Here is a 13,109-nt window from a genome sequence, read left to right as displayed (position 1 = left end):
GATCGCGCAGAAGCGCCCGCCGAAGCTCGCCGCCCCGGACCGTCCCGAGGCCCTCGCCACCGAGGACCGCGCCCTGGCCCGGCTCGACAACGGGCACGCGCGCGCGTGGAGCCCCAAGGAGGCCCGGCAGCGCTTCCGTTCGGGTCTGGCGGGAGCCACCGCCGGAGTGGCCGCGGGGCACACCCAGGCCAACCTGATCTCGGTGCCCGCCGACTGGGCGTACGACATGCTGCTGTTCTGCCAGCGCAACCCCAAGCCCTGCCCGGTCCTGGACGTCACCGACGCGGGCTCCTGGACCACTCCGCTCGCCGAGGGAGCGGACCTGCGTACGGATCTGCCGCGCTACCGGGTATGGGAGCACGGCGAGCTGGTGGCAGAGCCCACGGACGTGCTGGACGTCTGGCGCGAGGACCTGGTGTCGTTCCTGATCGGCTGCAGCTTCACCTTCGAGTGGGCGCTGACCGAGGCGGGCGTACCACTGCGCCACATCGAGCAGGGCCGCAACGTCCCCATGTACGTCACCGCCCGGCAGTGCCGCCCCGCGGGGCGGCTGCAAGGCCCGATGGTGGTATCCATGCGGCCGGTCCCGCCGCAGCACGTGGCGGCGGCCATCCACCAGAGCAGTCTGCTCCCGGCGGTGCACGGCAGCCCCGTACACTGCGGCGACCCGTCGATCCTCGGCATCGGCGACCTGGGCCGGCCCGACTTCGGCGACCCGGTGGCACCGGACCGGGACGACATCCCGGTGTTCTGGGCCTGCGGGGTGACCCCGCAGGCGGCGGTGATGGAGTCCCGTCCGCCGTTCGCCATCACCCACGCGCCGGGCCAGATGTTCATCACCGACGCCCGCGACGAGCAGTACCGCATCCCCATCGTCGCGGCCTGACCAGGAGGGACCATGATCGATCTGAACGCCGATCTCGGCGAGGGCTTCGGCCGCTGGCGGCTGACGGACGACGAACAGCTGCTCTCGGTCGTCACCAGCGCCAACGTGGCCTGCGGTTTCCACGCCGGGGACGCATCCACCATGCGGCGGGTGTGCGAGCTGGCGGCCGAGCGCGGCGTACGGATCGGCGCCCAGGTCTCCTACCGCGACCTGGCGGGCTTCGGGCGGCGCGCGATGGACGTGCCGCCCGAGGAGCTGGCCGCCGAGGTCGCCTACCAGATCGGCGCCCTGGAGGTGTTCGCGCGGGCGGCGGGCACGCGCGTGGCGTACGTGAAGCCCCACGGCGCGCTGTACAACCGCGTCGTGCGCGACGAGCGGCAGGCCGAGGCCGTCGTCGACGGGGTGCTCCTCGCCGACGACTCCCTGCCCGTGCTCGGGCTGCCCGGATCGTGCTTCCTCGAGGTGGCCGGCAAGGCCGGGCTCCCGGTCGTCACGGAGGCGTTCGCGGACCGCGCGTACACCGACGAGGGCACGCTCGTACCGCGCGGCGAGGACGGTGCGGTGGTCACCGACCCCGACACGGTGGTGGAGCGCTCGGTGGGCATCGCCCGCGACGGCGTCGTCGCCGCGCACTCCGGACGTACCGTCCCCGTACGGGCACGCTCCCTGTGCCTGCACGGTGACACACCCGGCGCGGTCGACCTGGCCCGCCGGGTGCGGTCGCGGCTGGAGTCCGCCGGTGTCGCTGTGGAGGCCTTCGCGTGAGGGTCCTGCCCGTCGGCGACGAAGCACTGCTCGTCGAGGTGTCCTCAGGAGAGGCGGCGCAGGCCCTGCACGCGGAGTTGCTGCGCCGCAGGGCCGCCGGAACGCTGACCGTGCGGGAGATCGTGCCCGCGGCGCGCACGGTGCTCCTGGACGGCCTGCGCGATCCCTCGGGACTCGCGGACCGGCTCGTCACGTGGAAGATCCCGCCCGTCCCCCCGCGCGCGGAGGACGCGATCGAGATCCCCGTACGGTACGACGGCCCCGACCTCCCCGACGTCGCCGCGCTGTGGGGCGTGCCGGTGGAGGAGGTACCGCGGATCCACGCCGCCGCGGATTTCCGGGTCGCGTTCTGCGGGTTCGCGCCCGGCTTCGGTTACCTCACCGGTCTGCCGGATCGCTACGACGTCCCGCGCCGGGCCACCCCGCGCACCACCGTCCCGGCCGGCTCCGTGGCGCTCGCGGGCCCGTACACGGGCGTCTATCCGCGGTCCTCGCCCGGGGGCTGGCAGCTGATCGGCACCACGGACTCCGTGCTGTGGGACCACGCGCGCGTGCCGGCCGCGCTGCTCACGCCGGGCGCGCGGGTCCGTTTCGTACCGCAGGAGTTCGTACCGCAGGAGTTCGTACCGCAGGAGTCTGTACCGCAGGAGTTCCTACCGCAGGAGTCCGTACCGCAGGAGCGCCCATGACCGACTTCGTACCGCTGGGGCGCGCATGAGCGACCGTGCCCTCGCCGTCGTGCGGGCCGGGGCGCTGACCACCGTGCAGGACCTCGGCCGGCCGGGCCATGCCCACCTGGGCGTGCCGCGCTCCGGAGCCCTCGACCAGCCGGCGGCGGCCCTGGTCAACCGGCTCGTCGGCAATCCACCCGGCGCGGCCGTCCTGGAGACCACGCTCAACGGCTGTGCCCTGCGGCCGCGTTCGGAGGTCACGGTGGCGGTCGGCGGCGCCCCCTGTCCGGTCGCGGTGGACGGCCGCCCCGCGCCCTGGGGAGTTCCGGTGCGCATCCCGGCGGACGCGCTGCTGGAGGTCGGAGCGGCCGTCTCCGGAGTACGCAGTTATGTGGCCGTCTCCGGCGGCGTCACCGTCGAACCGGTCCTGGGCAGCCGCTCCACGGACCTGCTGTCCGGCCTCGGCCCGCCGCCCCTCACGGACGGCACGGTGCTCCCGCTGGGACGACCGGCCCGCCCCCACGCGCGCGTAGACGTCGTCCCGCAGCCGCGGCCCCCGGTCGAACTGGTCCTCCGGGTGACACTGGGCCCGCGCGCGGACTGGTTCACCCCCGAGGCCGTCGCCGCCTTCGCTTCGCGCACGTTCCGGGTGTCCTCGGCGAGCAACCGCATCGGCCTGCGCACGGAGGGCCCCGCCCTGGACCGGGCGCTGTCCGGCGAGCTCCCCAGCGAGGGCATGGTGCTGGGCGCGGTCCAGGTGCCCCCGGACGGCAGACCGGTGGTCTTCCTCGCCGACCACCCGACGACCGGGGGCTACCCGGTGATCGCGGTCGTCCGGGCCGCCGACCTCCCGGCCGCCGCGCAGGCCGTGCCGGGGACCCCCGTACGGTTCGTGGCCGTGCGCGGCCGCTGAGCCGCACGGCCCGCAGGCCCTCCGCGCCGACTCACCCTCCACCGCTTCTCGTACCCGTCCGACGGCTCGTACCCGTCCGACGGCTCGGGACCCGACCGCCGGCACACACACGACCGTCGGCTCACACCGCCGGCTCGTACCCGTCGGGCCGCTCCGCGACCGTCAGGGCCGCCAGTGCCGACGCCACCGCGTGGGAGGCGCTGAGGTCCAGGCGGGCGCTGGTGCCGCGGGCCCGGTGCCGTACCTCGGAGGCGGCGAGCCGCAGCAGCTGGGGCAGCAGGTCGGTGCAGCGGCGGGCCACCCAGCCGGTGCCCTGGGTGGCCAGCCACCACAGGCTCGCCGACTTGGTGGGCGCCGCGAACTCCGGCTCGGGCGAGGGCGCCGGGCCCGTCGCGATACCCCGTTCGGCGAGCAGTGCGTGGAAGCGGAGCGCGAGCTGCCGGTGACCGCGCTCGCCGGGGTGCAGCCGGTCGGCGCTCCACATGGCGCGGTCGGTGATCCAGTCGCCCTCGGCGGCGTGGAGGTGGATCGCTCCGTGCCGCTCGGACAGGGCGTGCACGACGGTGTTGACGGCCCGCTGACGCCGGGCGAGCGGTTTCGCGAGCGCCCCGGGCAGTCCCAGCATCGCGCCCGGGTCGGGCAGACAGGCGGTGAGCAGGACCACGCCCCGGTCCCGGAAGGCCGCGTAGACCCGGTCGAGGCGGGTGGCCACCGCGTGGATGTCGAAGGTGCAGCGCAGGGTGTCGTTGACGCCGATGACGACCGAGGCGACATCGGGCCCGTGGGCGAGCGCGGCGGGGGTCTGCCGCTCCAGGACGTCCCGCGTCTGGGAGCCGCTGACGGCCAGGTTGGTGAACTCCACGTCGCGGCCGAGTCCGTCGGCGAGCAGCGCGGCCCAGCCGCGCCACCCGTCTCCGACGGGGTCGCCCACCCCTTCGGTCAGCGAGTCGCCGAGCGCTAGGAACCGCACCGTCCCGGCGGACCCCACCGTCCCGGCCGACCCCGGCGTCCCCGCCGTCCCGGCCGTCCGCACCGTTCTCATCGCGAGCCCTCCGGTGCGGCCCCGCCCGGCACCGCGCCCAGGCGGCCGGGCGCGTCGCCCAGGGCGCCGGGTACCTGCGCGCCCCAGTGGCCGGGCACGGTCAGCCCGGCCGCCGCCTCCCGCGCCGAACGCGCCGGCCCCACGTCGTGCGCCGCGAGGAACGCGTCGACCGCCCGCTTCCAGCCGAAACACTCGGCACGCGCGCGTGCGGCGTGACGGCGCTCGGATTCGGGGCGGGCCAGAAGCGCGTCCACGGCGTCCGCGAAGGCTTCCCCGTCGTCGGCGGCGGCGATCCCGGCGGAGCCGATGACCTCAGGGAGGGCGGAGGAGGCGCTGACGGCCACGGGCGTGCCGCAGCCCATCGCCTCGAGGGCGGCGAGCCCGAACGTCTCGGCGGGCCCCGGTGCCAGCGCCACGTCGGCGCCGGCCTGGAGCGCCCCGAGCAAGCGGCGCTCCCGGACGTGCCCCAGGAAGGTCACCGGGAGCCGCCGCTCGCCCGCCCGCTGTTCCAGACGGGCCCGCAGCGGCCCCTCCCCCGCGACGACGAGCCGCGCCCGACGCCCCCGGCGCAGCAGCGCCTCCAGGGCGTCCAGCGCCGTGCCCGGCCGCTTCTCTACGGACAGCCGTGAGCACATGACGAGCAGCGTCTCGTCCACGCGCGCGTACCGGTCGCGCACCGCCGGGTCCCGCAGCCCGGGGTGGCGGTGCTCCAGGTCGACGCCGAGAGGAGCGCGTACGACGTTGCGCGCTCCGATACGGATGAACTCGCGCTCGGCGAACTCCGTGGTGCACACCACGCGCGCGTAGGAGTGCGCCGTACGGATGTTGAGGGCGTCCGACGCACGCCTCGCCAGGTTCTCGGACAGGCCCCAGGCGCGCAGCACCCCGTCGGCGGTCTCGTGGGAGACCATCACGGCCGGCACCCGGTTTCGCCGCGCCCAGGTGCCGGTCCAGCGCAGCGTCGTGCGGTCGGAGACCTCCAGGCGGTCCGGGGCCAGCTCCTCCAGGAGCGCGGCGACGCGCCGCCTGTCGGTCAGCACGCGGTAGCCGCCCGTACCGGGCAGCAGCGGCCCGGGCAGGGTGATGACCCGGCCCTGTTGGGTCTCGCGGTCATCTGCGCGTCCGCCGGGCATGACGAGTACGGGCCGGTGACCGGCCTCCTGATAACCCTTCCCCAGCTCGCGCAGCGCGGTCCGCAGCCCGCCCGAGGCGGGCGCGACGAAGTTCGCCAGCCGGACGATCGTCAGCGGACCCTGGTTGCGCACGATCCTCCGCACCGAGGTGCTCACGCCGCCACCGCCGTCCGCTCGGCGAGCACCTCGTGGTAGTGCCCGATGAGCTGGTCGCCGATGGACGCCCAGGTCCGTCCCTCGACCATGGTGCGCCCCGCGGCCCCGAAGGCGGCCCGCAGGGCGGAGTCCCCGGCCAGCGTCCGTACGGCGTCCCTTACGGCATCCTGGTCGCGCGGCGGTACGAGGAAGCCGGTGCGCCCGTGCGCGACCAGGTCGACGGGACCGCCGACCGCGGGCGCGACCACGGGGACACCACTGGCCATCGCCTCCTGGACGGTCTGGCAGAAGGTCTCGAAGGGCCCGGTGTGGGCGAAGGCGTCCAGCGAGGCGAAGACCCGGGCGAGGTCGTCACCGGTGCGGCGGCCGAGGAAGACCGCGCCGGGCAGCGCGTCCTCCAGTCCCGGACGGCTCGGTCCGTCGCCCACGACGACGACCTTGACACCGTCCAGACCGCAGACCCCGGCGAGCAGCTCGACCTGCTTCTCCGGAGCGAGCCGGCCGACGTAGCCGACGATCAGCTCGCCGTTCGGGGCGAGTTCCCGGCGCAGGGCCTCGTCGCGGCGGTCGGGGCGGAAGCGGTCCGTGTCCACGCCGCGCGCCCACAGCCGCACCCGGGGCACCCCGTGCTCCTCGAGGTCCTTCAGCGCGGCGCTGGAGGGCGCGAGGGTCCGGTCTGCGGCGGCGTGCACGGAACGGATCCGCCGCCAGGCCGCGGCCTCGCCCGCGCTGATGTAGGTGCGGGCGTAGCCGGCGAGGTCGGTCTGGTAGATGGCCACGGCGGGGATGCCGAGCCGGGCGGCGGCGGCCATCCCGCGGACACCCAGTACGAAGGGGCTGGCGAGGTGCACGATCTGGGCCCGGTGGTCGACGATGGCCGCGGCGACGCGCCTGCTGGGGAGGGCGACGCGGACCTGCGGATAGCCGGGGAGCGGAAGGGAGGGGATCCGGACGACGGGGCAGGGCGCCGAGGCGTCTGCCACCTCGACGGCGGATCCGACTGTGGTGGCCGGGGCCACGACGAGGGGGGCGTGACCGCGCTCGGCGAGATGCCGCGCGGTCTGCAGGGCGCAGTGGGCCACGCCGTTCACATCGGGGGGAAAGGACTCGGTCACGATGACGACACGCATACCCGTGTTGTCCCGGTAGCGGACGTGGCCGCGTCAACGAGGATCTTTCCGGCCAGAGAACGTCCCATGAGCGTTGTGCGCCGGGCGTGCGCTCCTCCGGGCGCACGGCCCTCTTTTCCCGCGCTTTTCCCGCCCATCGCAGCGCCACGGGCGCGTGGTCCGTCTCGTGTCCGCGGGTTGTTCGCGGCTGGTCGCGCCCACACGGCGGAGCCGCATGGAGTCACTGCCCGGCGCCCCTCACCGGGGGCGCGGTCTCCTTCGGGTTCCGCTCACACCTCGGGGCCGATCCTGCTGCGTACCGCCGTCTGTACCTCGGCCTCCTCGGCCGGGTCGGCGGCGAGTCTGCGCAGTTGTTCGACGACACGGGCGTCGCCGGTCTCGGCGTGCCGGGCGGCGAGTTCGCGGGTGGACTCCTCGCAGTCCCAGAGGCACTCGACGGCGAATCCGGTGGGGAAGGAGGGGTCGGTGGCGGCGAGGGCGCGGGCGGCCCGGCCGCGCAGATGGGAGGAGGCGGTTTCGCGGTAGACGTGACGCAGCACGGGGGCGGCGCAGACGATGCCGAGCCGTCCGGCGCCGTCGACGAGGGTCCACAGGGTCGGCGCGTCGGGTCCCTCGCCCCGTACGGCCTCGCGCAACGCGCCCAGCACCAGGTCGCTGTCCTTGGTCCCGCCGTGGCAGGCGAGCATCCGGCCCGCGGCGGCGCCCAGTGGGTCTGGGCGGTGGACCCAGCCGCGCGCCCGGTCCACGGCGGCGATGCTGCGCATGCGCTCGAAGGCGTCCACGGCGGCGTCCACGACGATCGGCGAGCCGGTGCTCACCGCGGCTTCGACGAGATCCAGAACGTCCGGATCCTGACTGTCGGCGAGATAGCGCAGTGCGGTAGAGCGGGCTCCGTCCGTGCCGTTCTTCGCGGCCTCGATGATCTCGGGTCGGTCGTCGGGTCCGGCCACGGCGGAGAGACATCGTGCGGCGGGCACATGGAGCGCGGCTCCGCGTTCGACGCCCTGCTGGGCCCATTCGAAGACGGCCCGGACGCTCCATCCCGGGCGTGGCCCGGTGGATCGCAATTGCCGTTGCCATCGGTCGAAGGAGCCGCGCTCGGTGGCCGCGCGCACCCGGGCGCCGACGGATTCACGGGGATCGTCGGCCCACAGCCGCCAGGGCCTGGGCTCGAAGGAATCGCGGACGGCGGCGGCGAGTTCGGCCCGGCCGTCATCGTCGTCGGGGAACCTGGCGAGGACGGGGGCGGCGAGGGCGCGCAGGCCCGCGTCGTCGTCCCTGAGTGCCAGTTCGTCGAGGGCCCAGGCCCAGTTGGTCCCGTTTGCGGCGTACCGGCGCAGCAGCTCCAGTGCGTCCCGCCTGCCGTACGAGGCCAGGTGCCCGAGCACCGCCAGGGCGAGCCCTGTGCGTGACTCGTCGGTGTCGAGGACGTCCTCGGCATCGAAGAGATGGGCCTCGATGTCGCCGAGGTCGCCGTTCAGCTCCAGGAAGAGCCGGGCGTAGTACAGGGAGCGGTTCTCCACCTGCCAGTCGTTGCGGGGGTCGCTCAGCACACAGTGGTTCAGTGCCGCGAGCGCTTCGGCGCGCGGTGCGGTGAGCGCGTGCAGCGTGCCGTCGCCGCGGCCCCGCTGCAGCAGGCCGAGCAGCGTACCGCTGGGCGCTATGACCGGTTCGAACATGGGAAACAGCCTCACATCAAGCGTCGACGCAACCGGGATCTTGCATTACCTGGCCGCGCGACAACACGTCGGAGCGCCCGCCGTCTTCAGCTTGCTGTAGACCATCTTCCTCTGCCTCTCGTCGGTGACCCGTGCGGGCCGATCACGGTCCGCGCGGTGCGGCAACACCTGCCCAGCCATCGCGTCCGTGAATCACGACGTCATGATGACCCAGCGGTTCTACCTGCCGCGACCGCATTTCCGGCGGCTCCGTACCGCCTCCCCCAAATCCCTTGTTCCGCCTGCTCGGGGCGGCGGTCAACCGGCCCCGAAGAGTTTCAGGAGCTCGGTCTTGCCGAACATGCGCGCCGTGTCGACGGCCGACGGAGTACCGGCCGCCGGGTCGGCGCCGCCGTCGAGGAGTACTCGGATCACGGCTTCCTCACCCTTGAAGACGGCCCCGGCGATCGGGGTCTGACCCCGGTCGTTGGCGCGGTCCGCGGCGGCACCGCGTTCCAAGAGCGCCCGCACCGCGTCGGCCTGCCCGTGGTACGCGGCGAGCATCACGAGCGTGTCGCCCCGGTCATTGGTGAGGTCGGCCGGAACGCCGGCGTCCACGTACGCCATGAGCGCCTCCGTCTCCCCCCGGCGCGCCAGGTCGAAGATCTTGGTCGCCAGCTCCACGACCTCGGGGTCGGGTGCTTCGCTCATCGAGTGAGCCGCCTTTCACTGTGGGGGGCACGGTCACGAGCGGTGCTCCGCCGTACGAGTGAATCGTCAGGGTACTGCCCGGACCGGCACATGGCGGGCGCCACTCGATGCAGAGATCATCGGGAACCCGCAGAAAAGCGGCTTCGCCGCCCGAACACGCCGACTCCACTACCCCAAACAGGGACTAAATCCCTTAATCCACCCGTTTGCCCCTTTAATCATATGGATACATGCTGTGATCCTGGAAGTACTCATGGTGACCGTCCCCACCAACCAGGAGAACGCACATGATCCTCTCCATCTCCGGCGTCGTTCTGCTCGGCATCATCGTCTTCCTCTTCTTCCGCAAGGACGGCCTCAAGGCCTCACATGCCCTCGTCTGCTCGCTGTTCGGCTTCTACCTCGCGGGCACCGCCATCGCGCCCAGCATCACCGCGGGCGGGGCGAGCCTGGCCAGCCTGCTCGGCGGGATCAAGTTCTGACGCCCCTTCGTACCCACAGGAGACAGCAGTGGCCCGGCGCCCCCTCCCCCGCATGCTGAGCACCGGAACCGCACAGATCGCACGCGGCCGGGAGCTGGCCCGGACGACCGCAGCAAGCGCCACGGACATCCTTCACCCGCTGATCACGGTCTCGCGCGGACTGCGCCGGCTGGCGGCGGCCGGGCGGCGGAGGTGGGCCGGCACGCCCAAGGACCGGCGCGGACCGCTGCTGTTCCTGGTGGGCTCGGCGGTCCTGGTCGTGACTCTCGTCCCGTACGGTCCGGCGCTCGCCGTCATCGCGTTGATGGCGGCGGCGGCCCGGCAGGGCAGGGACGGCGCCACGGCACGGCCCGCGGGCCCCACCGAAGCCCAGGTGCAGCGCCTCGCCTCGCTCTACGAGGCGCTCGTCCCCTACTTCTCGCTCCCCGAGGACCCCCAGCCCCTCTACGCGCACGGCGGCGACTGGACGAAGGCGTTCACGGCCCACGACTTCGACGACACCGGCCGCATCCGACATCTGGTGGTGCGCTACCCGGCGTACTTCGCGGACGGTGAACCGGAATCCAGGGCCCGCGTCGAGCACCTCCTGCACACCAAGTCGGGCCGGGGCCGCGAATACCGTTTCGACTGGAACGAGGAGGCCAACGACCTCACCCTCACCGTCCTCGCGCCCCTCCCCACCGACATCGCCGCCCAGCACTTCGTGACCGCACCCGGCGAAACCGTCCTCGGCTTCACCGACCCGGCCTCGGTCCAGCGCACACTCCCCCTGACGGACGACACCGGCCGGCGTGACGTGCCCCCGGTCATCTGGCGCACCGGCCCCCGCTCCACCGAGCCGCATCTGCTGGTCGTCGGCGAACCGGGCAGTGGCACCACCACGCTCCTGCGCTCCATTGCCCTGCAGGCGCTCCGGCACGGCGACGTACTGATCGTCGAGGGCACCGGCACCGGCGAGTACGCGTGCCTCACCGGACGGGCCGGGGTGCTCGCGGTCGAGTCTGAGACGGCGGGGGCGCTGGCGAGCCTCGAATGGGCCGTCCACGAAACTGAACGCCGCATCGTCACCGCCCAGCACGCCCGCCAGTTCGGCCAGACGCCACCGGACGACATCCGCCGCCCCCTCTGGCTCCTCCTGGACCGCCCCACCGCGCTGGCGGACGCCCAGTCACTGCTCGATGCCCCCCTACGACACGGCCGCGCGGCGGGTGTCACCGTCGTGGTGGCGGACCACTTCGACGCCCTGCCCGCCCTGACCGGCGCCGTCCTCACCCACACCCGCGCCCGCGTAGCCCTGGGTGCCGCCACCCCCGCCCAACTCCAAGCGGCCCTGGGCACACCCCCGCCCACCACTCCCCTCGCCCAGGTCCCCCCGGGCCGCGGCTACGCCCGCCTCGGCCCCCAACTCCACCGCCTCCAGGTCCCCGCCACCCCGGACCCCCAGGACGAAACAGCCCCCACACCCCACCGAGAAGCGGTCCTCTCCCTCCTCCCACCCCACACCGCAGTCCCCCTGGAAGTCACCCCGACCGAAGCGTGACACCCACCACCGACCATCACCCACGACCGCACGGAAACGCGCCGGATCCCCCGCCCGCACCCGCAAACGACCGGAAGGGGACGTGCCAGCCGGGACCTCCACCCACACCCGCAAACAGCCGGAAGGGAACGCGCCAGCCGGGACCTCCACCCACACCCGCAAACAGCCGGAAGGGGACGTGCCGGGTTCTCCGCCCGCAGCGGCTGGCGGTCGGCTTACTTAGACCTCTCCGTAAAACACGCCACCCGCCAGACCGAGGACGGAGAACCCGGCGCGGCCCCGACCCAAGAACCACCAGCAGGCGCAACGGCGCGGAGCCGCCAAAAGGGGGCAGGCGACCACCAACTCAGACCACCAACCCACAGTCAGATCACCCACCCACAGGCAGACCACCCACCCACAGGCAGACCACCCACCCACAGTCAGACCACCAGCCCAAGGCGACCGGCTGCCACAGACCTCACGCCACAAACGACCGAGGCGTCTCCCCCACCCCAACCCCACCCCGCCCGCTCTCCACCAACCGCGCCGCCGCAGCCAACCGAACCGCAGCCTCCTCGGCCACCGCACCCCCCACGGTGAACGGCAGCCGCACATACCCTTCGAAGGCCCCGTCCACCCCGAACCGCGGCCCGGACGGCACCCGCACACCCACCTGCTCCCCCGCCTCGGCCAACCGCGACCCGGACAGCCCTCCGCTGCGCACCCACAACGTGAGCCCGCCGCGCGGCACTTCGAACTCCCAGCCGGGCAACTCCCGCCGCACCGCGGCCACCAGCGCGTCCCGGTTCTCCCTGGCCTGGGCCCGCCGCAGCTCCACGGCCCGCTCCCAACCCCCGGTGCTCAGCAGCCAGTTGACCGCCAACTGCTCCACCACCGGCGTCCCCAGGTCGGCATACGCCCGCGCAGCCACGAGGCTCCGGATCACATCGGGCGCGGCCCGCACCCACCCGATCCGCAACCCCGCCCAGAACGCCTTGCTAGCCGACCCGACCGTGATCACCGTCGACCCGGCCGGGTCGAACCCACACACGGGCCGCGGCATGTCCACATCGGCGTCGAGGTGGAGTTCGCTCATCGTCTCGTCGACAACAAGCACGGTTCCGGCAGACCGCGCAGCCTCCACCATCCCCCGCCGCTGCCCCTCGTCGGCCAGCGCACCGGTCGGGTTGTGGAAGTCCGCTACGACGTACGCGAGCCGCGGCGCCGCCTCCCGCAGCACCTGCCGCCACCGGTCCAGGTCCCACCCCCTGAGGCCCTCGGCCATGGCCACCGGCACCAGCCGCGCCCCGGCCTCCCGCATCAGCTGGAGGATGTTGGCGTAAGAAGGCGACTCCACCGCGATCCGCTCGCCCCTCCCCGCGAAGAGGTGACAGATCGCGTCCATCGCCCCCATCGCCCCCGTGGTGACCATGATCTGCTCCGGCATGGTGGGGATCCCGCGCGCGGTGTACCGATCCGCCAGCATCGACCGCAGAGCGGGCAGCCCGGCCGGGTAGTCCCCATGCGTGTGGGCGTACGGCGGCAGTTCCTCCAGGGCCCCTTGCACGGCCCGGGTCAGCCACGGCTCGGGAGCCGGGAGCGCCGCGCAGCCGAGGTCGATCATGGAGCCGAGCGCCTCGGGCGGCAGCGGTTCGAGCCCGCGCGCGGGCAGCGGGTTGCCGGCCGGCACGGCGGTCCAACTGCCCGCTCCTCGGCGCGACTCCAGAAAGCCCTCGGTCCGCAGCGCCTCGTACGCGGCGGCCACGGTGGTGCGGCTCACCGACAGGGAGAGCGCCAGCTCCCGCTCGGCGGGCAGGCGCGCCGCCACCGGAACGCGCCCTTCGAGCACGAGCAGCCGGATGCCGTCGGCGAGCGCGCGATACGCGGGCGGGCGCCGGTTACCGGGCCCGGCGGGCCGCTCCTGCTGGGAGTTGAGCAGCCGGGCCAGCTGTGCCGCACCCACGGCCGAAGTCCACTGCGCCATGATTCCCAGTCCACCTTCCCCGAATTGGCCATGGATGACATTTCTCCTCAAGCCAC

The 13,109-nt window shown here is 73.6% G+C and carries 12 protein-coding genes; 6 read left to right on the top strand and 6 right to left on the bottom strand.

What is annotated here, in order from left to right; all coding sequences use genetic code 11:
- The first annotated feature begins 1 nt into the window (after position 1).
- From EF387_RS22935 to EF387_RS22920, 4 genes are read left to right on the top strand one after another with little or no spacing between them, the layout of a single operon-like run.
- Positions 2 to 886, top strand: a complete 885-nt coding sequence (locus tag EF387_RS22935; RefSeq protein WP_128378589.1) for a putative hydro-lyase — start codon at positions 2 to 4, stop codon at positions 884 to 886.
- Positions 887 to 898: 12 nt separating this feature from the next.
- Entirely contained in the window at positions 899 to 1,651 is a 753-nt protein-coding gene (locus EF387_RS22930) for a LamB/YcsF family protein (RefSeq protein ID WP_128378467.1), read from the top strand.
- Positions 1,648 to 2,340: a 5-oxoprolinase subunit B family protein gene (locus EF387_RS22925; RefSeq protein WP_128378466.1), complete on the top strand. Its 693-nt coding sequence runs from the start codon at positions 1,648 to 1,650 to the stop codon at positions 2,338 to 2,340. The genes EF387_RS22930 and EF387_RS22925 overlap by 4 nt, the downstream gene beginning before the upstream one ends.
- Positions 2,341 to 2,365: 25 nt before the next feature.
- Entirely contained in the window at positions 2,366 to 3,235 is an 870-nt protein-coding gene (locus EF387_RS22920; protein ID WP_128378465.1) for a 5-oxoprolinase subunit C family protein, read from the top strand.
- Between the two features lie 121 nt (positions 3,236 to 3,356).
- Here EF387_RS22920 and EF387_RS22915 read toward each other — a convergent pair whose 3' ends face one another.
- The 5 genes from EF387_RS22915 to EF387_RS22895 all read right to left on the bottom strand — a co-directional run bounded on the left by EF387_RS22915 (position 3,357) and on the right by EF387_RS22895 (position 9,065).
- Entirely contained in the window at positions 3,357 to 4,277 is a 921-nt protein-coding gene (locus EF387_RS22915) for an SGNH/GDSL hydrolase family protein (RefSeq protein WP_128378464.1), read from the bottom strand.
- The gene (locus EF387_RS22910) at positions 4,274 to 5,566 is read right to left on the bottom strand and encodes a glycosyltransferase (RefSeq protein ID WP_238431638.1); all 1,293 of its coding nucleotides are present in this window, start codon (positions 5,564 to 5,566) and stop codon (positions 4,274 to 4,276) included. The genes EF387_RS22915 and EF387_RS22910 overlap by 4 nt, the downstream gene beginning before the upstream one ends.
- Complete coding sequence (locus EF387_RS22905) at positions 5,563 to 6,696, bottom strand: glycosyltransferase family 4 protein (RefSeq protein ID WP_128378463.1); 1,134 nt, start codon at positions 6,694 to 6,696, stop codon at positions 5,563 to 5,565. Before EF387_RS22905 ends, EF387_RS22910 begins: the two co-directional genes overlap by 4 nt.
- Before the next feature lie 269 nt (positions 6,697 to 6,965).
- A complete protein-coding gene (locus EF387_RS22900) occupies positions 6,966 to 8,375 on the bottom strand; it encodes a HEAT repeat domain-containing protein (RefSeq protein WP_128378462.1) in 1,410 nt (469 codons plus the stop codon).
- Positions 8,376 to 8,672: 297 nt separating this feature from the next.
- A complete protein-coding gene (locus EF387_RS22895; RefSeq protein WP_128378461.1) occupies positions 8,673 to 9,065 on the bottom strand; it encodes an ankyrin repeat domain-containing protein in 393 nt (130 codons plus the stop codon).
- Between the two features lie 287 nt (positions 9,066 to 9,352).
- On the opposite strand from EF387_RS22895, the gene EF387_RS22890 reads away from it, so the two are divergent.
- Together EF387_RS22890 and EF387_RS22885 are read left to right on the top strand one after the other, a co-directional pair.
- Positions 9,353 to 9,547, top strand: a complete 195-nt coding sequence (locus EF387_RS22890) for a hypothetical protein (protein ID WP_128378460.1) — start codon at positions 9,353 to 9,355, stop codon at positions 9,545 to 9,547.
- A 28-nt stretch (positions 9,548 to 9,575) separates the two neighbouring features.
- Positions 9,576 to 11,087 (top strand): ATP-binding protein, encoded by a 1,512-nt coding sequence (locus EF387_RS22885; protein WP_128378459.1) that lies wholly within the window; start codon positions 9,576 to 9,578, stop codon positions 11,085 to 11,087.
- Positions 11,088 to 11,547: 460 nt separating this feature from the next.
- On the opposite strand, the gene EF387_RS22880 is transcribed toward EF387_RS22885, so the two are convergent.
- Positions 11,548 to 13,053, bottom strand: coding sequence for an SCO1417 family PLP biosynthesis transcription factor (locus EF387_RS22880; RefSeq protein ID WP_128378458.1), 1,506 nt, complete (start codon positions 13,051 to 13,053; stop codon positions 11,548 to 11,550).
- Positions 13,054 to 13,109 lie beyond the last annotated feature (56 nt).

Origin of the sequence: Streptomyces cavernae (assembly GCF_004023625.1) — a bacterium.
In the GTDB taxonomy this organism is placed as follows: domain Bacteria; phylum Actinomycetota; class Actinomycetes; order Streptomycetales; family Streptomycetaceae; genus Streptomyces; species Streptomyces cavernae.
This window is presented reverse-complemented; position numbering and strand designations above follow the sequence as displayed.

Coding starts and splice junctions, on each gene's coding strand:
- EF387_RS22920 (WP_128378465.1), top strand. CDS start 2,366: ATGAGCGACCGTGCCCTCGCCGTCGTGCGGGCCGGGGCGCTGACCACC.
- EF387_RS22930 (WP_128378467.1), top strand. CDS start 899: ATGATCGATCTGAACGCCGATCTCGGCGAGGGCTTCGGCCGCTGGCGG.
- EF387_RS22900 (WP_128378462.1), bottom strand. CDS start 8,375: ATGTTCGAACCGGTCATAGCGCCCAGCGGTACGCTGCTCGGCCTGCTG.
- EF387_RS22915 (WP_128378464.1), bottom strand. CDS start 4,277: ATGAGAACGGTGCGGACGGCCGGGACGGCGGGGACGCCGGGGTCGGCC.
- EF387_RS22880 (WP_128378458.1), bottom strand. CDS start 13,053: ATGGCGCAGTGGACTTCGGCCGTGGGTGCGGCACAGCTGGCCCGGCTG.
- EF387_RS22895 (WP_128378461.1), bottom strand. CDS start 9,065: ATGAGCGAAGCACCCGACCCCGAGGTCGTGGAGCTGGCGACCAAGATC.
- EF387_RS22905 (WP_128378463.1), bottom strand. CDS start 6,696: ATGCGTGTCGTCATCGTGACCGAGTCCTTTCCCCCCGATGTGAACGGC.
- EF387_RS22890 (WP_128378460.1), top strand. CDS start 9,353: ATGATCCTCTCCATCTCCGGCGTCGTTCTGCTCGGCATCATCGTCTTC.